The organism is Streptomyces sp. NBC_00442, assembly GCF_036014195.1.
Lineage (GTDB): Bacteria > Actinomycetota > Actinomycetes > Streptomycetales > Streptomycetaceae > Streptomyces.
Genome location: NZ_CP107918.1, coordinates 7243095 through 7262800 on the forward strand (window position 1 = coordinate 7243095; position 19706 = coordinate 7262800).

Annotated in this window: 18 protein-coding genes and 1 pseudogene; 12 read left to right on the forward strand and 7 right to left on the reverse strand. The window is 69.6% G+C overall.

Annotated elements, in window-relative coordinates; translation table 11 throughout:
- Positions 1-199: 199 nt before the first annotated feature.
- The 3 genes from OG432_RS32570 (at position 200) to OG432_RS32580 (ending at position 4413) form a co-directional block, all read left to right on the forward strand.
- Positions 200-1069: a universal stress protein gene (locus OG432_RS32570; RefSeq protein ID WP_328314547.1), complete on the forward strand. Its 870-nt coding sequence runs from the start codon at positions 200-202 to the stop codon at positions 1067-1069.
- 127 nt (positions 1070-1196) lie between these two features.
- Positions 1197-3539 carry a phosphoketolase family protein gene (locus tag OG432_RS32575; protein ID WP_328314548.1) on the forward strand — a complete coding sequence of 781 codons (2343 nt, stop codon included), beginning with the start codon at positions 1197-1199 and terminating at the stop codon, positions 3537-3539.
- A 25-nt stretch (positions 3540-3564) separates the two neighbouring features.
- Positions 3565-4413, forward strand: a complete 849-nt coding sequence (locus OG432_RS32580; protein ID WP_328314549.1) for a universal stress protein — start codon at positions 3565-3567, stop codon at positions 4411-4413.
- A gap of 54 nt (positions 4414-4467) precedes the next feature.
- Here OG432_RS32580 and OG432_RS32585 read toward each other — a convergent pair whose 3' ends face one another.
- Positions 4468-5112, reverse strand: a complete 645-nt coding sequence (locus tag OG432_RS32585; RefSeq protein WP_328314550.1) for a CBS domain-containing protein — start codon at positions 5110-5112, stop codon at positions 4468-4470.
- Between the two features lie 350 nt (positions 5113-5462).
- Here OG432_RS32585 and OG432_RS32590 point away from each other — a divergent pair, with 350 nt between their 5' ends.
- Positions 5463-6536, forward strand: a complete 1074-nt coding sequence (locus OG432_RS32590) for a zinc-dependent alcohol dehydrogenase family protein (protein WP_328314551.1) — start codon at positions 5463-5465, stop codon at positions 6534-6536.
- A gap of 19 nt (positions 6537-6555) precedes the next feature.
- On the forward strand, positions 6556-7236 hold the full coding sequence (locus tag OG432_RS32595; RefSeq protein WP_328314552.1) for a helix-turn-helix domain-containing protein: 681 nt from the start codon (positions 6556-6558) through the stop codon (positions 7234-7236).
- Positions 7237-7389: 153 nt separating this feature from the next.
- Here OG432_RS32595 and OG432_RS32600 read toward each other — a convergent pair whose 3' ends face one another.
- Positions 7390-8376 (reverse strand): Acg family FMN-binding oxidoreductase, encoded by a 987-nt coding sequence (locus OG432_RS32600; protein WP_328314553.1) that lies wholly within the window; start codon positions 8374-8376, stop codon positions 7390-7392.
- A 272-nt stretch (positions 8377-8648) separates the two neighbouring features.
- Here OG432_RS32600 and OG432_RS32605 point away from each other — a divergent pair, with 272 nt between their 5' ends.
- The 3 genes from OG432_RS32605 (at position 8649) to OG432_RS32615 (ending at position 12238) form a co-directional block, all read left to right on the forward strand.
- Complete coding sequence (locus OG432_RS32605; RefSeq protein ID WP_328314554.1) at positions 8649-9548, forward strand: universal stress protein; 900 nt, start codon at positions 8649-8651, stop codon at positions 9546-9548.
- Positions 9545-10411 (forward strand): universal stress protein, encoded by an 867-nt coding sequence (locus OG432_RS32610; protein ID WP_328314555.1) that lies wholly within the window; start codon positions 9545-9547, stop codon positions 10409-10411. The genes OG432_RS32605 and OG432_RS32610 overlap by 4 nt, the downstream gene beginning before the upstream one ends.
- Before the next feature lie 87 nt (positions 10412-10498).
- On the forward strand, positions 10499-12238 hold the full coding sequence (locus tag OG432_RS32615) for a sensor histidine kinase (protein ID WP_328314556.1): 1740 nt from the start codon (positions 10499-10501) through the stop codon (positions 12236-12238).
- A 10-nt stretch (positions 12239-12248) separates the two neighbouring features.
- Here the strand turns inward: OG432_RS32615 and OG432_RS32620 are convergent, their stop codons facing one another.
- From OG432_RS32620 to OG432_RS32630, 3 genes are all read right to left on the reverse strand, one after another.
- Positions 12249-12941: a response regulator transcription factor gene (locus tag OG432_RS32620; RefSeq protein WP_328314557.1), complete on the reverse strand. Its 693-nt coding sequence runs from the start codon at positions 12939-12941 to the stop codon at positions 12249-12251.
- Between the two features lie 103 nt (positions 12942-13044).
- Positions 13045-13692, reverse strand: coding sequence for a CBS domain-containing protein (locus OG432_RS32625; protein WP_328314558.1), 648 nt, complete (start codon positions 13690-13692; stop codon positions 13045-13047).
- A 38-nt stretch (positions 13693-13730) separates the two neighbouring features.
- Positions 13731-14195 carry a Crp/Fnr family transcriptional regulator gene (locus OG432_RS32630; protein WP_328314559.1) on the reverse strand — a complete coding sequence of 155 codons (465 nt, stop codon included), beginning with the start codon at positions 14193-14195 and terminating at the stop codon, positions 13731-13733.
- 243 nt (positions 14196-14438) lie between these two features.
- Here OG432_RS32630 and OG432_RS32635 point away from each other — a divergent pair, with 243 nt between their 5' ends.
- Positions 14439-16337, forward strand: coding sequence for a PAS domain S-box protein (locus OG432_RS32635; protein WP_443058505.1), 1899 nt, complete (start codon positions 14439-14441; stop codon positions 16335-16337).
- A 350-nt stretch (positions 16338-16687) separates the two neighbouring features.
- A complete protein-coding gene (locus OG432_RS32640; protein WP_328314561.1) occupies positions 16688-17146 on the forward strand; it encodes a DoxX family protein in 459 nt (152 codons plus the stop codon).
- A 462-nt stretch (positions 17147-17608) separates the two neighbouring features.
- On the opposite strand, the gene OG432_RS32645 is transcribed toward OG432_RS32640, so the two are convergent.
- Positions 17609-18115, reverse strand: a complete 507-nt coding sequence (locus OG432_RS32645) for a cupin domain-containing protein (RefSeq protein WP_328314562.1) — start codon at positions 18113-18115, stop codon at positions 17609-17611.
- Positions 18116-18262: 147 nt separating this feature from the next.
- Entirely contained in the window at positions 18263-18799 is a 537-nt protein-coding gene (locus OG432_RS32650; protein WP_328314563.1) for a dihydrofolate reductase family protein, read from the reverse strand.
- Between the two features lie 89 nt (positions 18800-18888).
- On the opposite strand from OG432_RS32650, the gene OG432_RS32655 reads away from it, so the two are divergent.
- Together OG432_RS32655 and OG432_RS32660 are read left to right on the forward strand one after the other, a co-directional pair.
- Positions 18889-19392, forward strand: a complete 504-nt coding sequence (locus tag OG432_RS32655; protein WP_328314564.1) for a MarR family winged helix-turn-helix transcriptional regulator — start codon at positions 18889-18891, stop codon at positions 19390-19392.
- Between the two features lie 43 nt (positions 19393-19435).
- Positions 19436-19660: pseudogene (locus OG432_RS32660) on the forward strand (ISAzo13-like element transposase-related protein); the annotation flags it as partial.
- Positions 19661-19706 lie beyond the last annotated feature (46 nt).

The window sequence follows — 19706 nt, forward strand, 5'->3', positions numbered from 1 at the left end:
GCCCCGGTGCGGGGCCGGTACGACAGGGGCCGAACGGCCCCATGGACCGCCCCGACCAGCGCGGGCGGCTCTCTCGCTCCGGCCGGCAGGGGCCGAACGTCCCCCACTGGGGCCGGTTCGCCCCTCCCCGCCCGTCCACGGCGGTGGAAACGTCCCCCCTGGACGCCCCGAACGCGGGCGAGCCCGGAAGGGGTGGCACGTGGACAGGCCAGTGATCGTGGGTGTGGACGGCTCGGATCCGAGTCGGCGAGCCCTCGACTGGGCAACGGACGAGGCGGCCCGGCACGGCCTGCCCCTGTGTGTGGTCCATTCCCAGGCATGGGGATGGTACGAGGGCTACGGCCCGTCGTTCACCACCGACCGGAGCGCCCTTCGTGCCTACGGCGAAGACCTCATCGGCTCGGCCATGGAACGTGTCGGCCGCCGTGCCGCGGCCGTGAAGGCCTACGGGGAACTGGTCGTCGACGACCCCGCCGATGTACTCACCAGACTGAGCCGGGAGGCGTTCGCCGTCGTCGTGGGCGGCCTGGGCGCGGGCGGAATCGCCGGACTGCCGCTGGGTTCGGTGAGCCTCGCGGTCGCCGCCCGTGCGCAGTCCCCGGTGATCGTCGTACGCGGCGACGAGAGGCACCTGCGCCGTGGTTGCGGCCGGATCGCCGTCGGCATCGACGCACCCGAACAGGCGGGCCCTGTGGTGGCGTTCGCGCTCGGGGAAGCCGAGGCGTGGAGCGCCTCACTGGTCGCGGTGCACGCCTGGCGCTGCCCGGCCCGGGAGGTCGCCGACCACCCGGACCACCGTGCGGACGTGGAGCGGCACCGTGTGCTGGCGGAGGATGCGCTGACCGAAGCCCTGCGTCGGGCCACCCGAGTGGCGGCCGAGGTGGACGTGCGGCCTCGGACGATCGAAGGCCAGGCGCGCAAGGCACTCCTGGACACCGCGCTCACGGCCGATCTGCTCGTTGTCGGTGTCCGCCGTCGCAAGAGCCACATCGGGATGCAGATCGGGCCGGTCAACCACGCCGTGCTGCACCAGGCGGCCTGCCCGGTCGCCGTGATTCCGCACGCGTGAGCACGTCTCGTACGCGGTACACATCCCTACCCGATCCCACTGGCACGCCCGATCCCGCCGGCATCACGGGCCACGGATCGCGGACCGCCGACCACGGACCACGGACCAATGAGACCGAGGACAGACCATGACCAAGAACCAACCGGCTGACCTGGCCGCCCTGGACGCCCATTGGAGGGCGGCGAACTACCTGTCCGCCGGGCAGATCTATCTGATGAGCAACCCGCTCCTGACCGAACCGCTCGCGCCCGAGCACATCAAGCCGCGCCTCCTCGGTCACTGGGGGACCTCGCCCGGCCTCAACCTGGTCCACACCCACCTCAACCGCGTTATCAAGGACCGCGGTCTTGACGCCGTATGCATCTGGGGACCGGGCCACGGGGGACCCGCCGTACTGGCCAATTCGTGGCTGGACGGCTCCTACAGCCAGGTCTATCCGGATGTGGGCCGGGACGCCGCGGGCATGGCCGAGTTGTTCCGCCAGTTCTCCTTCCCGGGTGGCGTGCCCAGCCATGTGGCTCCCGAGACGCCGGGATCGATCCACGAGGGCGGCGAACTCGGCTACTCCCTCGCGCACGCCTACGGCGCCGCCTTCGACAACCCCGGGCTGCTGGTGACCTGCGTGGTCGGGGACGGCGAAGCGGAGACCGGGCCGCTGGCCGCGTCCTGGCACGCCAACAAGTTCCTCGATCCGGTCCACGACGGCGCGGTCCTGCCGATCCTGCACCTGAACGGGTACAAGATCGCCAACCCGACGGTTCTCTCCCGCATCCCCGAGGCCGAACTCGACGCCCTGCTGACGGGGTACGGCTATGAGCCCCTGCACGTGACCGGCTCCGACCCCGACAAGGTGCACCTCGCCATGGCGCGGGCGATGGACCACGCGCTGGAGCGCATCGCGGAGTGCAAGCGGGCGAAGGGCCGCCCTCGGTGGCCGATGATCGTCCTGCGGACGCCCAAGGGCTGGACGGGCCCTGCGGAGGTCGACGGGGTGCCGGTCGAGGGAACATGGCGCGCCCATCAGGTGCCCCTGGCAGGCGTCCGGGAGAACCCGGAGCACCTGCGGCAGTTGGAGGCGTGGCTCCGCTCGTACCGTCCGGAAGACTTGTTCGACGCCGAGGGGCGGCCGGCCGATCAGGTTCTGTCCTGCGTGCCGGACGGCGAACTGCGCCTCGGTGCGAACCCGCACGCCAACGGTGGCCTGCTCACCCACGCCCTGCCCGTTCCGCCCCTCGAGCACTTCGCCGTGCCCGTCGACAAGCCGGGCGCGACCCTGCACGAACCGACCCGGGTCCTGGGCGGCCTGCTCGCCCAGGTCATGGCCGACACGGCCGGGCAACGCAACTTCCGCGTGGTCGGACCGGACGAGACCGAATCCAACCGTCTGGGCGCGCTGTTCGAGGTCACCGGCAAGGCATGGCAGGCAGAGGTCCTGAAGACCGACGAACACCTCAGTTCCGACGGACGCGTGATGGAGATCCTGTCCGAGCACGTCTGCCAGGGCTGGCTGGAGGGCTACAACCTCACCGGCCGCCACGGACTGTTCTCCTGCTACGAGGCGTTCGTCCACATCGTCGACTCCATGGTCAACCAGCACATCAAGTGGCTGAAGACCGCGCGGCAACTGCCGTGGCGCGCCCCCGTGCCGTCCCTGAACTATCTGCTGACCTCGCACGTCTGGCGCCAGGACCACAACGGCTTCTCGCACCAGGACCCCGGCTTCGTCGACCACGTGCTCAACAAGAGTCCGGACGTGGTGCGCGTGTACCTGCCGCCGGACGCCAACACGCTGCTCTCGGTGGCGGACCACGTCCTGCGCTCCCGTGACTACGTCAATGTGATCGTGGCCGGGAAGCAGCCCTGCTTCGACTGGCTCACGCTGGAGGAGGCCCGTGCCCACTGCGCGCGCGGTGCGGGGATCTGGGAATGGGCCGGGACCGGGGACGGAACCCTGGAGCCCGATGTGGTCCTCGCCTGCGCCGGCGACGTACCCACTCAGGAAGTGCTGGCCGCGGCCGCGCTGCTGCGAAGCCATCTGCCCGATCTCGCGGTACGGGTCGTCAACGTCGTCGATCTGGCGAAACTGCTCCCGCACGAGGAACACCCGCACGGAATGGCCGACTTGGAGTACGACGCGCTGTTCACCCGCGACAAGCCGGTGATCTTCGCCTACCACGGCTACCCCTGGCTGATCCACCGGCTCGCCTATCGCCGGGCCGGCCACGCGAACCTCCACGTCCGCGGTTACAAGGAATCCGGTACCACGACCACACCGTTCGACATGGTCGTACGCAACGACCTGGACCGGTACCGCCTGGTCATGGACGTCATCGACCGCGTCCCCGGCCTCGCCTCCCGCGCGGCCTCCGTCCGCCAGGCGATGGCCGACCACCGCACCCGCCACCACGCCTGGATCCGCGAACACGGCACCGACCTGCCCGAGGTCGCCGACTGGACCTGGACCGGATAACCCCTTCGCACCAAGGAGGTGCGTCATGCGGCGCATCATCACCGCAGGGATCGACGGATCCGCCGAGAGCATGGACGCGGCCGACTGGGCAGCCCGTGAAGCCCTTCGCCGTGGAGTGCCGCTCCTCCTGCTGCACGCAGGGGACGCCCCCGAGTCCCACACCGGCCTGCCGGAGCTGGACGCTCCGGCCGACCGGACGGGGAACGCGCTCGACCGAGCGGCCCGAGCGCTGGCCTTCGCCCATCCCAGCCTCGAGATCAGCCGCCGCCAGGTGGCCGGGCCGCCGGTCGCGGCCCTCCTGGACGCGGCCGCCTCCTGCGAGACCGTTGTTCTGGGGTCGCGCGGATTCACCGGCTTCGCCGGGTTCCTCGTCGGATCGGTGGCCCTGGCGGTCGCGGCCGGGGCGACCTGCCCGGTCGTTCTCGTCCGGGCGGGAGAGCGGACCGAGGACGAGCACGGGGACTCGGCGGCCGGACCGTACCGTCCGGTCGTCCTCGGTATCGATCTGGACCACCCGTGCGACGAGCTCATCGAGTACGCCTTCGAAGCGGCCGCAGCACGCCGAGCGCCCCTGCACGTCCTGCACACGTGGGCGTTTCCCCTGGCCCCGTCCGGGTCCGCGGTGGACCCCGGAGAGGAGCAGCTGCGTCACTTGGCCGCCACGCTGGACCCCTGGCGGCACAAGTACGCGGACACGGAAGTGACGGAGCGGACGATCCATGGCCGGGCAGCTCACCATCTGCTGATGGCCTCGACCAAAGCGAGCCTGCTGGCTGTCGGCCGACGCATCCCAAGTGGCCCCAGGCTGGGCCCGGTTGCGCACTCGGTGATCCACCACAGCCTGTGCCCGGTGGTGGTGGTGCCGCACGCCTAGCGATTGAGCCCGCTGACCGGGCGGGGCCGTCGCGGACGCGACGGCCCCGCCCGGTCACGGACCGGTGAGCAGGCAGGTCACGGAGACCACACCTTCGACGGTGTGGGCAAGGCGTTCGGCGACCGGGATGAGACCGCTGTCCCGGACGGCTCCCGAGAGCGTGACGACGCCGTCCTGCACGTCGATCCGCACGCCGTGGTGCGAGACGGGGAACAGCCGGTCGACGACCTCGCGCCGTACCTCCAGGGCGAGTTCGGCGTCCGGCCGGAGGAAGATCTTGAGCAGGTCGGCCCGGCTGACGATGCCTTCGAGCACACCGTGGTTGTCCACCACGGGCAGTCGTTTGACGCCCCGGCCCGCCATCAGACGAGCAGCCTGTGCAATGGTGGCGTCGGCATGGACCGTGACGGCCGGGGACGTCATCAGCTCCCGGGCCCGTGTCGATCCCGCCTTCGCGGTGTCGTCGAGCCGCCTCATCTGCTCGATCATGCCGGGGCCGTGCCGGCGGAACTCCTCCTTGGTCAGCAGGTCGGCCTCCGAGATCACACCCACGACCCTGCCTTCGCCCTCGATGACGGGGACGGCCGCGACTCGCCACCGTTCCAGGGCGGCGACGATCTCCTTGAATCCGGCATCCGGGGTGACGGTGACGACGGTCGTGGTCATCACGTCGGCGACGGAGTAGCGGCTGGTGGCCATGACGCGGTCCTCACTGGGGGCGACGGGCGGTGTTCGCTGGTTCTCAGCATGCTCTCGGCCGCACCGTCCGCAAGGGGCCGAGCGGGCACTTCGCAGACCTGCAGGGTGCGGACCGGCACGCCCTCGCCCGATCGCGGGGCGACCGCCGTCCAGCCGAGTGCGTCGTCGATCCGGTTCGTCAGGGCCTCCTGGTGCAGAACACGTCCGCCGGTCGTCGCAGTCGCGGGACGGGAGGTGAGGGGCCCGTCAGGTCCCCGGAGGGGACCGTCCGGCCCATGCGGGTGAGCCGGTCACCGCGACAGCCTGGGGCTGACGCCCATCGGAGCGCAGTCAGGAAGAAGGACGATGTCATGAAGGCACTCGTTTTCCAGGGACCCGGGCAGACCTCGTGGCAGGACGTGCCGGACCCGAGCGTCAAGGACGCCGGGGACGCGATCGTCCGCGTCGACGCGGTGACCATCTGCGGGACGGACCTGCACATCGTCAAGGGGGACGTCCCGGAGGTGGAACCAGGCCGGATACTCGGGCACGAGGCCGTCGGCACCGTCGTGGAGACCGGCGGGGACGTCACGACGGTACGCCCCGGTGACCGCGTGCTGATCTCCTGCATCTCCGCGTGCGGCCGTTGCCGGTTCTGCCGGGAGTCCCGGTACGGCCAGTGCCGCGGAGGCGGCGGCTGGGTGCTCGGCCACACCATCGACGGCACCCAGGCCGAGTACGTACGGGTGCCCTTCGCCGACCTGTCCGTCTACCCGCTGCCCACTGCAGTGGACAGCCATGACGCGGTCCTGCTCGCGGACATCTTCCCGACCTCCTACGAGGTGGGAGTCCTGAACGGAGAGGTGCGGCCCGGGGACACCGTCGTCGTGGTCGGAGCCGGACCGATCGGACTCGCCGCGATCGCGACCGCCCGGCTGTACTCGCCGAGTTCCGTCATCGCGGTGGACCTCGCGGAGTCGAGGCTGGAAGCCGCGCGGGCACTGGGCGCCGACGCGACCGTGAGCGCCGCGGAGGAACCGGAACGCCTGGTCGCTGACCTCACAGAAGGACTCGGCGCCGATGTCGTCATGGAGGCAGTGGGTGTTCCGGAAGCCTTCGAGATGTGCACTCGCATGGTCCGCCCCGGCGGCCGGGTCGCGAACATCGGGGTCCACGGCAAGCCCGCCACCCTGCACCTCGAAGACCTGTGGATCAAGGACGTCACCATCACGACGGGGCTCGTGGACACCCGGTCCACCCCGCTACTGCTGCGCATGATGGCGGCCGGCCGGCTTCCCTCGTCCTCGCTGATCACCCATCGCTTCGAGATGGGGCAGATGGAGGAGGCGTACGAGGTGTTCTCGCGTGCGGGGGAGACGGGCGCGCTGAAGGTGGTGCTCGGCGGTGCCCAGCACACGGCCGTGTCCACAGCGGCCCAGGTATGAGCCGGAGGAGATGACGATCATGACTTTCAACAAGACCGGGTCGGCTGGAGCCACAGAACCGGTGGGCCGCAGTGACCTCGGGCGACGGATAGCACAGCGGCGGCAGGTGCTCGGGCTGAGTCGCGAAGAGGTGGGCGAGCGCAGCGGAGCGGCCCCCTCGTACATCGCCTATCTCGAAGAACGCGCTGCCCAGCCGGGCCGGGGCGTCATGCTGCGCCTTGCCGACGCGCTGAGCACCAGTGTGGGCGAGCTGGCCGGAACCACCGTCGACCTTCCACCGGGCGGGGCGACCGCCGCCAGGGACGCCGAACTGGTGCCCCTGGACGAGGCGGAGTGCCGACGGTTGCTCTCGACACACGGTGTGGGAAGAGTGGCGACGTACAACGCCGAGGGACCGGCCGTGCTTCCGGTGAACTACGTGGTGGCCGGGACCGCGCTGGCCTTCCGTACGTCGCCCGGGGGTGAACTCGCCGCCGCCGCGGGAACCGAGGTGGCGTTCGAGGTCGACCACATCGACGACGCCATGCGCAAGGGCTGGAGCGTGCTGGCCGTCGGACAGGCCGAGACCGTCGCGGACAGCGCCGCCGTCCGGCGACTGGACGACATGGCACGCTCCTACCCCTGGGCCGGCGGCGATCGCCGCCTGTGGATGACGGTCACACCCCGGAGGATCACCGGACGCCGCATCCAGCACGGCTGATGTGTGAGGCCGTGACGTGGAGCCAGCCATGTCGCACACAGCAGAGTGGAAGGTCCGGCTCCACCTCTTCGAGGAACGGGGCCGGCCCAAGGACCCCTTCGGAACTGGACGCTCGGTCGGCGAGGGCCGCCGACGGGGGCATGACCCGTCACGTCACGCGATGTCCAGCACCTCGGTCACAGGCCGACGGGGAGTGGCCGGCCCCGCGGGGCCGTAGCCGAGGCGGATGATCATGTGGACGTGACCCATCGTGGAGCCCGGATCGCGTACCGCCCACCGCAGCTCCGGCCATTCGAGGGGCTGCGTGGTCATGGAAGCCACGAGGCCGTCCAGGGTTGCCTGGAGCAGAACGCGCTGCAGGGCCTGTCCGGCGCGGAGCCAGTCCGAGGGAGTGTCGTCCGGCGTGCCCAGAATCGCGATCTGGGGGTGCTGCTCGAACGGAGCGGTCGGGCGGTCGGTACCGGGTCGCCAGCCGCTGAAATCCCGTACCGGCGTGCCGGGGTACTGGGGGCGCGGGCCGTACGCGTACGCGGGGATGCCGTCGCTGCGCCCGTAGGCCGTGGCGTCCGGCACCGTCCAGCGCGCCGTCTCTTCCCGGACAGCCGGATCACCGGACTCGTACTGCTCCGAATCCCGGACCAGGCCGAGTACGACTTCGGTGTGCCACAGGTCGGGGACGAGCAGGCGGGCGCCCTCCATGAGGGCCGCGGCCCGGAGTCCGTCGAGGACGGCCCCCGGGATCTTCTCGTCCGTGAACGGGAAGCGGCTCGTGTGACGCCGGCGTATCGCGGGATACAGCGGGGAGAGGCCGTCGTCCGGCCGAGCCGGTTCGCGGAGTTCCACGTCCGCCAGGTGCCAGGGGTCGTCGGGGGAGGGCAGCAGCCGCGTGACCGGCTCCCATCCGGCGTTCGCCGCGCCGACCCTCAGGTTGAGGAGCGCGGCCGCGCAGCCCAGATGCAGGGACCGCCCCTCGGGATCGCTGTGGGGCATGGTCCGCTCGGGATCGCCGTGCAGTTCGACCGTGCGTGTGCCGGGCCGGTGGAGGAACTTCCACGGCTGGGCATTGTGCATGGAAGGCGCTGTGACGGCGTCCTCGACCAGAGAGATCACGGACGTCGTGTCCAGATGTGGTGTGAGCACGGGACCATCCTGTCTGTGCGGAGCGACCGGGGCGCGGTGACAGCTGCACGGCACCCCTCAGCAGTCACCATCCACCGGCGACCCGGGGCCCACCGAGGGCCGAACGGGTCCGTGCTGGGGCCGACCGGGCCACGGAAGGGGCGGGAGTGAGGGGCGCTGGGAGCCGGAAGGGACCTTTGGTCCCGGGGCCGCCCCTTGCGGCCCTCTCGCACGGACGTCTCCCGGTGCCAGCGTGAAGAACAACCTCGCTCGGCACTGGGAGAGGAGAGGCCATGAAGGACTTCACGAGGGGGCCGGAGCCCGGCCCTGTAGTGGTGGGAATCGACGGTTCGCAGCAGGCCCGCACGGCCGCGCTCTGGGCGGCCGACGAGGCCGTACGGCGCGGGCGCCCCCTGCGCCTCGTCCATGCGACGGACACCGACGGCCGCGAGGCGTTCCTCCACGAGAGCGACGTTCTCCGCATCAGCGGCGAGGGACGCGAGCTGCTCGACGGCACCGCTGCGGCCGTCGAGGAGCGCCACCGCGGCCTGCCGGTCACCACAGAGCTCAGCCACAGTGCCCCTGCGGCAAGCCTCCACGCGGCGGTGCCGGGCGACGGCGTCCTCGTGGTCGGCCATCGCGGCCTCGGCGGATTCACGTCGCTGCTGCTCGGCTCGGTCGGGCTGAAGGTCGCGGCAGGTGCCGGCACAGCCGTGATAGTGGTGCGGGGCACGGCCGCGGCCGAGACCAACACGGTGCTGGTCGCCGTCCGTGACGAGCACGACCTGGTCTGCGCCCGGCACGCCGCCCGCACAGCCGACGCACGCAAGTCGGCGCTGCGGATTCTCCACGTGTGGAACGTCCTGCAATCCGTCGGGAGCGTCGCGACCATGCTCGACGGCATGGACGACATCGCCCAGGGCCGTATGGGCAGCGTGGCGGCGGTCGCCGACGTGATCCGGGACGAGTTCCCCGAGCTGACCGTCCACGTCGATGCCGAATCGAGCATGTCGGTGGCGGCCGTCCTGATCGAAGCCTCGCACCACGCCGATCTCCTGGTGATGGGAGGCAGGCGGTCGCCCGGATACATCGGACCGACCCTCGGACGTGTGACGCACACCCTCATCCACCACGCTCACTGCCCCGTGGAGCTGGTCCCCCGGCACAAGCCGCGACACGGGAGCTCGTCGTGACGGACATCGCGGAGGGGCGCGACCTCGTCGTCGGCATCGACCCGACCGGCACTGGCGAATTGGCCCTCGCCTGGGCAGTGGACGAAGCCAACCGCCGCAAGGTCCGGCTCCGGCTGGTAACCGCTGTGCCGCTCCGCCACGACACCCAGCACGTCGACGACGGCCCGCACCAGGCTGCCCTTCAACACGCGGGCAAGGATGCGCTGAAGAAGGCAGCTGTGTGGGCGGACGCGCGCCACCCCGATGTGGAACTCACGCTCGACCTTCTGGCCGGCGCCCCAGCACCCGTGCTGTGCAAGCTGTCCCGGCATGCCCGCATGGTGATCCTGGGATCACGCCACCTGAGCAGGGTGCACGAGGCTCTCGACGACGGTGCCGTGGTGCTCCCCGTCACCGCACGGGCGCAATGCCCCGTCGTGGTGGTCGGCGACGCGGAGCACGTCACCCAGGAGTCCGCCCATCTCGTGGTGGGCGTCGACGGCAGCGAGCCTTCCAAGGCGGCCATCGACCTGGCCTTCCGAGAGGCGAGCCTGCGCGGCTGTGCGCTGCGGGCCATCTCCGTATGGCACGCCCCGGCCTTCTCGTTCCAGGAGGACGCCGCTGCCCGCCAAGCGCAGCGGCGCATGCTCTCGGAAGCCGTAGCGGGCTGGTCCGAGCAGTACCCGGACGTCGCGCTCACCCACGAGGTGTCCGCCGGACATCCCGTCGAGGTGCTCGCACAGGCCGCCGAGCACGCGCTGGCCCTGATCGTGGGTCGCCGGGGCAACGGCGGCTACACGGGCATGCGCCTCGGATCTGTCGTTCACGGGCTGCTGCACCGTGCGCACTGCCCAGTGATCACGACGCCGACCGCGCCGCGATGAGGCGGTTGCCGACGTGAAGCCGCACCGAGCGAGGCCTACGGTGGGAGTGAGCAGTGTGTGCTGCCGCCCTCGACGTCGGAGGTATCCATGGCCGGGGAGGGTGGGGCTTCGGCCCGAAACGGGGTTCCGAGCTTGAGACTCGACGAACTCCTGGACGAACTCCAGGCCCGTATCGACGACGTGAGAGGCACCCGTGACCGGCTGAACGGCCTGCTGGAAGCCGTCATGTCGGTGGGACGTGAACTCGACCTCGCACAGGTACTGCGAGGCATCGCCGAGGCGGCTGTCATCTTGGTTGACGCGGAGTACTGCGCCCTCGGCGTCATCGGAACCGACAAGAAGCTGGCTGAATTCCTGCCGGTCGGGGTCAGTGACGAGCAGCGGGTACGGATCGGTGACCTGCCGTCCGGGCACGGGCTGCTGGGTGAGCTGATCCGGCACCCGGAACCCCTTCGACTCGCGGAGCTGTCCGAGCATCCCGCCTCGGCCGGCTTCCCCGAGCACCATCCGCCGATGCACACCTTCCTCGGAGTTCCGATCAGGGTCCGCGACGAGGTGTTCGGCAACCTGTACCTGACCGAGAAGAGGGGTGGCGCGGACTTCGGTGCGGAGGACGAGGCCCTCCTGTCCACCTTGGCCGTGGCCGCCGGCATCGCGATCGAGAACGCCCGCCTCTTCGAGGAAGTGCGGCTCAGGGAACGCTGGCAGCAGGCGAACTCCGACTTCACCAGTGCGCTGTTGTCCGGCTCCGGTGAAAGCGCCGTCCTGGAAGGCATGCTGGCGCGGGCCAGCGACATCACGCAGGCCGAGCTGTGCGTCTTCTACCTCGTAGGGCCGAGCGGTGAACTGCGCGGGTCGTTGGCACTGGGCGAGGGGGCAGAGGCACACCAGGGCATCGTGCTGCCGAGCAGCGAGGGGACACTCGCGTCCGCCGCGGCCGGCACGGAAAAGGGTCTGGTCACGGTTGCCGATGTGGCCACGGACGAGCGCGTCACGGTACAGCGCGACAGTTGGAAGGGGTTCGGCCCGGCGGTGGCGGTCATCGTCGGGACCAAGGAGAAGTCGAGTGGCGTGCTGATTCTGGCGAGGCGCTCCGGGCGACCGCCGTTCGCGGCGGCCGAGGTCGAGCCGCTGGCGGGGTTCGCAGGCCAGGCGGCCTTGGCCCTGGAGCTGGCCGACCGACGCCGTGATGCCGAGCAGATGAGTCTGCTGGAGGACCACGAACGGATCGCCCGCGATCTGCACGACCTGGCCATCCAGCGGCTGTTCGCCACCGGCATGACCCTCCAGAGCATGCAGCGGCTCGTGGAACATCCCCTGGCCGCGGAGCGGCTCACGCGGGCGATCGACGACTTGGACGCCACCATCAAGATCATCCGCTCGACCATCTTCGGGCTCAGGGAGCACGGGGAGAGTGGAGCGGAGGACAAGCTGCGACTGCGTGTCGCGCGGGCCGTCGGCGCGGCCGCCGCGGTGCTGGGGTTCACCCCGGCCCTGCGTGTCGAAGGGCTGATCGACACGGATGTACCGCACAGGGTTGCGGACGATGTCGTGGCAGTGATCGGCGAGGCGCTCACCAATGTGGCCCGGCACGCCCGTGCCACGCGCGCGGAGGTGACCATCACCCTCGCCGAGCGCGTGCTGACAGTCGTCGTGGGGGACGACGGGATCGGTCTCGGGGAAACCGGCCGACGCAGCGGGCTGCGCAACCTCGCTGAGCGTGCCGAGCGACTGGAGGGCGAGCTGACGATCGCGCCGTACGCGGGCGGGAGCGGCACCCGGCTGGCGTGGCGGGTTCCGGTCGAACCCGACGGGCGGCCGGGGTGAGGCGCAAACGTCAGAGTGACGTTTCGTCGTGCCCGTGTACCTGGGCCGCGATCACAGCCGCCTGGACGCGGCGTTCGACGCCCAGCTTGGAGAGCAGCCGGGAGATGTGGTTCTTGACCGTCTTCTCGGACAGGTAGAGGCGCCCCGCGATCTGCCGATTGGTGAGGCCCTCGCCGATGAGCTGGAGCACGGAACGCTCCCGCTCGGACAGCGCGGCGAGGCGTTGGTCCCGGGGAGGCTTGTCGGCCTCGGGATCCCGGAGCGAATGCATCAGGCGGGCAGTGGTTGCCGGATCGAGCATGGACCGACCGGTCGCCACCGCGCGTACGGCGGAGATCAGGTCGCTCCCATTGATCTCCTTCAGCACGTACCCTGCGGCCCCTGCCATGATCGCGTCGAGCAGGGCGTCCTCGTCGTCGAAGGACGTGAGCATGAGGCAGGCGAGATCCGGCATGCGGGAGCGCAGCTCGCGGCACACGGTGATGCCGTCACCGTCGGGCAGCCGAACGTCCAGCACCGCGACGTCCGGTCGCAGAGCCGGGCCCCGGGCCAGTGCCTGCTCGGCCGTCGACGCCTCGCCGATCACTTCGATTCCGGGTTCGGAGTCAAGGAGGTCGTGCAGGCCGCGCCGAACGACCTCGTGGTCGTCGAGGAGGAACACCCGGACGGGTACCTCGGCGGATTCTGCTGGTGTCTCGGACATCCGTGCCCCTGGGTCGTCTCGGGGTCCCACCTGAATTGTCCCAGCACTCCGGGGAAAACACCCGCCGAGCCGGATTGTCGCAAGAGCCGCCGGGGAGCGCGCTTCAGGAGGTCGTGACCTCCGTTCCTTCCCGTTGCATGCGCACGTCGACCACGCCCTCCACGGCGAGGACGGCACGCGCCAGCAGAGGCACGAAAGCTCCGCCGCCCCGGCGGCCGAACCGGAGGGTGACGACGCCTTCCTCGACCGAGCACTCGACAGGCGCCGGCGGTCTCGGTTCGCCGAGGACGGAGTCATGGATCTCGCTCCGGATCTCCTCGTCCGGCCGCAGGAACACCTTCAGCAGGTCGCCCCGGCTGACCACGCCTTCCAGCATCCCGATGTCATTGACCACGGGAAGTCGTTTGACGCCCTTGCGGGCCATGATGCGCGCGGCTTCGGAGACCGTGGCGGCCGGATGGACGGTGACGGCCGGGCTGGACATGAGGTCCTCCGCGAGGACTGCCCCGGCCTTGGCGGCTTCGTCCCGTCGCTCCGCGGGGGCCGGCTCGGCATGCCGGAACTGCTCCTTCACCAGCAGGTCGGCCTCCGACACCACGCCCACGACACGGCCTTCCCCCTCCAATACCGGTACGGCGCTCACCTTCCACTGGTGCAACACCTCGACGATCTCCTTGTAGGAGGCCCTGCGGCCCACCGCCACGGCCGTGTGGGTCATGACGTCGCTGACGGTGTACTGAAACGTTGACATCGACAACTCCCTGTGAATCCGGGGCGGCCGGGGAGCCTTCACCGCGTGCTACCGCTGCCGTAGGGGGCGAAGCTGTCCAGCAGCCGGATCCTGGCGGAGGTGAGACGCCGGGCGAGGACCTGGCCCACCCAGTGACCGACGTCGGCGCTGAAGGCGGGATCGGCGTCCATCATCATGCGCACGGCCACCGCGTCGAACTCGTAGGTACGCAGGGGGGTCCGTGCTTCGGCACCCAGATGCCAGAGGTGGGGACGGAACAGCCAGGACCAGCCGACCAGTTCATCGCGGTCGAGGCGGTCCACCACGGCAGGCTGCCTGCCGGGCACATGGACGTCCAGCGCGACGATGCCCGAGCGCACGATCCAGAAGCGGTCGGCGCGACCGCCCTCGTTGAACAGGCGTGTCCCGGCGGGAAAGTCCACTTCCTTGGCGAGTCGCATCAGGCGGGCCCGGTGTTCGTTCGACAAGGTGGCTGTGATCCGTGTCCGGGATTGGGCGCTCATGGTGGCCTCCTTCGCGTCTGTTTCGAGTTTCCGTCCCGAGCGGCGCGTGCGGGGAGGGCCGACCGGTCCACTCAGGGGGCTGGACGGTCCCCGCGCATCCGCGCCAGGACCTCCGGGGTGGGCGGCCTCATTGCGGGCGCCGAATACATCAGAAACGGAGAATTCGCGACAAGCCCCTCGCGCAGGCCTCGAAGGATGCTGAAATGCGCCATGGAACCGGGCAATGACAGAGCACCATCCCGCATGATTTCCGTGACCCAGGAGCCTTTCCGCGCCCTGCTGGAGGCGGCTCCAGACGCCATGGTGATCGTGGACGACGCCGGTGTGATCCGGCTGGTCAACGCGCAGACGGAGACGTTGTTCGGCTATCCCCGGGACGAACTGCTCGGCCGCCCCATCGAGGTCTTGGTCCCGCAGCGCTTTCGAGCGCACCATCCGGGCCACCGCATGGGCTATTCCGCCAACCAACAGGTCCGGCCCATGGGCGCGGACCTCGAACTGTACGGACTGCGCCGCGACGGAGCCGAGTTCCCCGTCGAGATCAGCATCAGCCCGTTGCAGACCCCGGACGGGTTGTTGATCTCCGCCGCGGTGCGCGACGTCAGCGAGCGCAAGGCGGCCGAGGCGCGGTTCCGTGCCCTGCTGGAAGCCGCTCCGGATGCCATCGTGATCGTGGACGACGCCGGAACCATCCAACTGGTCAACGCGCAGACCGAGGCCCTCTTCGGCTATCAGCGGGAAGAACTCCTGGGACGCCAGGTCGAAGTCCTGGTCCCCCAGCGGTTCCACCATCACCATCCGTCCCACCGCCACGGTTATGTCGACAACCGACGCGTGCGCCCCATGGGTGCCGGCCTGGATCTGTACGGGTTGCGCCGGGACGGGGTCGAGTTCCCGGTCGAGATCAGCCTCAGCCCGCTGGAAACGCCGGACGGGACGCTGGTGTCCGCGGCCATCCGCGACGTCAGCGAGCGCAAGAAGGCGGAGGCCCAGCTCGCCGAACTCTACGAACAGCAGCGCCACGTCGCCCTGACACTGCAACGCAGCCTGATGGGCTCACCCGCCCCGCTCTCCGGCATCGACACCTCAAGCCGCTACTTCCCCGCACGGCAGGGCCTGGGGGTAGGAGGGGACTGGTTCGACCTGATCGCCCTCGGCGGCGGCCGGGTCGGGGTCCTGATCGGCGACGTCATGGGCCGCGGCCTGGAGGCGGCGGCCGTCATGGGACAACTGCGCTCGGCCTCACACGCCCTGGCCAAGACCGGTATGCCGCCCTGGCAGCTGATGCGGGCTCTCGACGCGGTCGTCAGTGAGCTTCCCGACCAGCTCGTCACCTGCTGTTACCTGATCCTCGATCCGGACGAGAGCGCCCTGACCGTGTGTTCAGCCGGCCACCTGCCGGTGCTGCTCGTCGATCCCACCGGACACGTACGAAGACTCCCGGTCCCCGTCAGCGTGCCGCTGGGGGTCGGCGAGGTCCCTCACCAGGAGACGAGGCTTACGGTGCCACCCGCCTCGGTGCTGGCCCTCTACACCGACGGCCTGGTGGAGACCCCCACCAGCGACATCGAAGCGCAGATCGATGCTCTCGCCATCGCACTGGAGAAGGCCATTGCCGACGCGCCGTGCCTGGAGCGGGCGGCGGACTCCGTGCTCGGTGCCCTTCTGCCCGATCCCCAGGACTACGCCGATGACGTGACGTTGCTGCTCGCCCGCATCCCTCCCGCGCCGATGACCGCGGTTTCCGCCGATCTGCCGGCGCGGCCGATCAGCGTGGGGGAGGGGCGCCGCTTCCTGCGTCGGACCTTGCAGGACTGGGAGTGCGATGACCTGATCGACACCGCCTGCCTGCTCGCGTCCGAACTGCTCTCCAATTCGGTTCGCCACGCCTGCGACCCCCTGCGCCTGCGACTGCGCAGGGCCAGGGACGAGCTCAACATCGAGGTGTGCGACGGCAGCCCGGTGCTGCCCCAGGCCAGGACCGCGGAGCTCGACGAAGAGTCGGGGCGTGGGCTGGCCCTGCTCGACCAACTGGCCGCGTCCTGGGGGACGGTGCCCACCCAGGAGGGCAAGGCCGTGTGGTTCGCGCTGCCCCTTCCTGGCCCCGGCCGGCTGGACGGGGGAGACCGGGACGGTCGGTGACCTGCTCGCACGGACCGTGCGGCCCGTGGCCGCGGCTCGCCAGTCGCCGCAGCCCGGCGCCGCGGCCGAACGTGCCGCGCCGGGCTTTGTCGTGGAAGTGATCGGTGCCGACGGCGGCCGATGAATTGACGAGCCATCAATTATGTGCGTCGCGGAACGAATTGCGCATGTTTTCCGGAAGGGGGTCGCGAGCGTAAAGGGAGTTGTGCTCGCGATCTCGGATTCAGAGGGGATTCAGAGGTTTGAGCGGCTGGTGCGGGCGAGCGGATCGCGTCCATCATGACTTGTCGTGCTCATGATGGATGTCTCGGTCTGTCGCCGGGCTTCCCCGAATCGAGGAGCAACCCCCCATGAACGTCTCGCGCCCGATGAACATACCTAGCGCCGGCCCGGTGGTGCAGGCCGCGTTCCGCCTGGTGACAGGATTCCTGTTCGCCTGTCATGGTGCCGCGTCCTTGTTCGGCGTCCTCGGCGGTGCCCACGGTGGCGGTACCGTCCCCCTCCTGCAGTGGCCCGGATGGTGGGCGGCTCTCATCGAGTTGGCAGGCGGACTCCTGGTGGCCCTGGGCCTGTTCACCCGTACTGCTGCCGTCATCTGCTCCGGTTCCATGGCCTACGCCTATTTCAGCGTCCATCAGGCGAACGCATTGCTCCCGATCGGCAACGGGGGAGAGCCGGCCGTCCAGTTCTGCTGGGCGTTCCTGCTGATCGCCTGTCTCGGACCGGGAGCCTACGCGGTGGGGACCCTCCTGAAGCGGGGCCCGGCTGTCGAGGCCGACGATCGAGTGGCGCCGGTGCCCACTCCCTAGGCTCCGGCACGCACGGGGCCGGACATTCCGGCCCCGTGCGGTGCACGGAGGTGCCGTTGTGGGTGGGGCGTCCGGATGCCTCCGGCGCCGTCAGTCGGGAATGCGGGACAGAACGGCCTCCAGGCCGAAGGCGAAGCGCTCGTCGAAGTCCTGCCGGAGATGGGGCAGGACGCAGCATCTCCAGGCCAACTGAGTCACAGAACACGACCCCAGGCAGCGGATGGAGTTGATCGTCTCGACCCATGAGGCAGATGCGATTTCCCCTGCAGGGGTGCGACGTCCTGCTCAGCCTTGGGTGACTGTCGCGGTAGCGAAGCCAGTCATCGGCCAGAGGCCGATGCCAGCCAGGCTCAGTGGATGCGTACGGTTGGGAGCATGGGTGGTGCGTACGGCGGTGGCGCGTCCGCGGTGAGCGACCAGCCTCCCCACCTCTGTGTTCTGCAGCTGATTCTCTTTGCCGCTTCACGTTCCAGGCCTTGGCCGAAGGGTGTTCCAGGCGGCGCTGTTGTGGAAGTAGGTGTCGTAGAGTTCCTGGACCTCCGGCAGGCTTTCCGGTGGGACCTTGCCGTGGGCGATGCGTTCCAGGTGGCGGAAGTATTCGAAGCGTTCCACGCCGGGGGTGATGACGATGAGGATGTCGGCGTTGTGGCCGGGGGCGGCGGCGAAGGCGTGGGCTGTTCCGGGTGGTACGACGACCAGGTCGCCGGTCTGTGCGGTGACGATCCGGTCGCCGGACAGCAGTTGGGCCGTGCCGTCGAGCATGTAGAACAGTTCGGCGGCGTTGGCGTGGTGGTGGGGTCTGGCACCGTCGGCTCCGTCGGTGAGGGTGACCCGTTGGGTGGACAGGGCGCCGCCCGTGGAACTGCTGTCGGCCAGCAGGCGGATCGTGGTGGGGCCCTGGCCGATGACCTCGGCTTCGCCGCCGCGTACGACAACGGATTCGGCGAAGTCCGCGACGATGAGTGACATGGTGCTGCTCCGTGGGGTTGGGATCGGGGTGGTCCAGGAGGCGAACAGCAGGCCAAGACCTGGATGCCGGCAAGCACGAGGTCAGAGTGATGATCTTTGGCCGCCACGGTCGCGACCTGACAGCTGGCCGCGGGCCGGCGGAGGTGGTCAGGAGGCCTGCGTGTAGGTCTGGTGGATCACTCCGGTGGAGAAGGTCTGGGCCGATGCCAGTCGCAGTTCCACGGTGTCGAGGTCGTCGAACCACCGGGCGCCCTTGCCGAGCACGATCGGGTGGACGAACAGTTGCAACTGGTCGAGCAGTCCAGCGGTGAGCAGTGATCGCACGAGGGTGAGGCTGCCGGTCACGGCGATGTCCTTGCCCTCGGAGTTCTTGAGCGCCTGGAGCCCCGCGAGCACGTCGCCGCTGATGATCTCGGTGTTGTTCCAGGTTGCCTCGGTCAGGGTGTTGGTGACGACGTACTTCTTCTGGCTGTTCATGAAGCCGGCGAACTCGTCCTCACTGGAGGGCCAGAAAGCCGCGAACTGCTGGTACTGGACGCGGCCGAGCAGCATGGCGTCGGACTCGGCCATGGCCGCGCCGACGGCGTTGCCCATCTCGTCGTTGAAGTAGGGGAAGTGCCAGGTGCCGGGAGCCTCGGCCACGCCGTCGAGGGACACGAACAGGCTCGCGATGATCTTACGCATGAGGACCTCCAGGTATGCGGAACGCGTGTAGTTCGATGTATGGATAGTAAGACGTCGAACTATCTCTCGTCAAACAGTATGATGGCGGCATGCGTGAGAACGATGAGGTCGACAAAGTGATCGAGCAGTGGCGGCGCGAGCGGTCCGACCTGGACTTGTGGCCGGTCGAGGTCCTGGCGCGGGTGACGAGGTTCGCCGCCGTCATGAACCGTTCCTTTGACGACGTTTTCGCCCGCCACGGCCTGCGAAACGGAGAGTTCGACGTGCTGGCCGCGATCCGCCGGTCCGGGCCGCCCTACGTGGTGACCCCATCGGGACTGTCTGAGCAACTGATGCTGTCACGGGCAGCGATGACCAACCGCCTCGACCGGCTCGACCGGGCCGGCCTGATCCACCGGCGGTTGGACCCCGAGGATCGCCGCAGCTTCCTGGTGACACTCACCGACAAGGGCATGGCGACCGTCGAAGCGGCCATGAGTGACCATGCCGCCAACGAGGCCGCGCTGCTGTCCGGGCTGTCCCAACGGCAGCAGCACCAACTGGACGACGCGATGTACACCCTGTTGCAGGCGGTCAAGAACCGCGACATCTGAACGGGCTGAGCGGCCGCACCTCGCCGTTGCTCGGCCGGTTCACCAGGACGGCGGCCGTGAGCGGCAGCCGCAGGGAGCCCCGGCCCAGGTCAAGAACATGACTTCCTGGACCGGCAAGGACCGGGCAAGGCGACCCCGTACGGGATCTACGGCATCGCCGCGAACACCGGCCGGGTGAGCGTCGGCACCGACAGGCACCACAGCCTTCGCCGTCGCCTTCATCCGCCGCTGGTGGCAAGCCCATGGAAACCGCTACTGCCCGCAGGCCACTTTGAGATCTCAGGACTTCCTTGACGGTCTTTCGGCGGCAACGT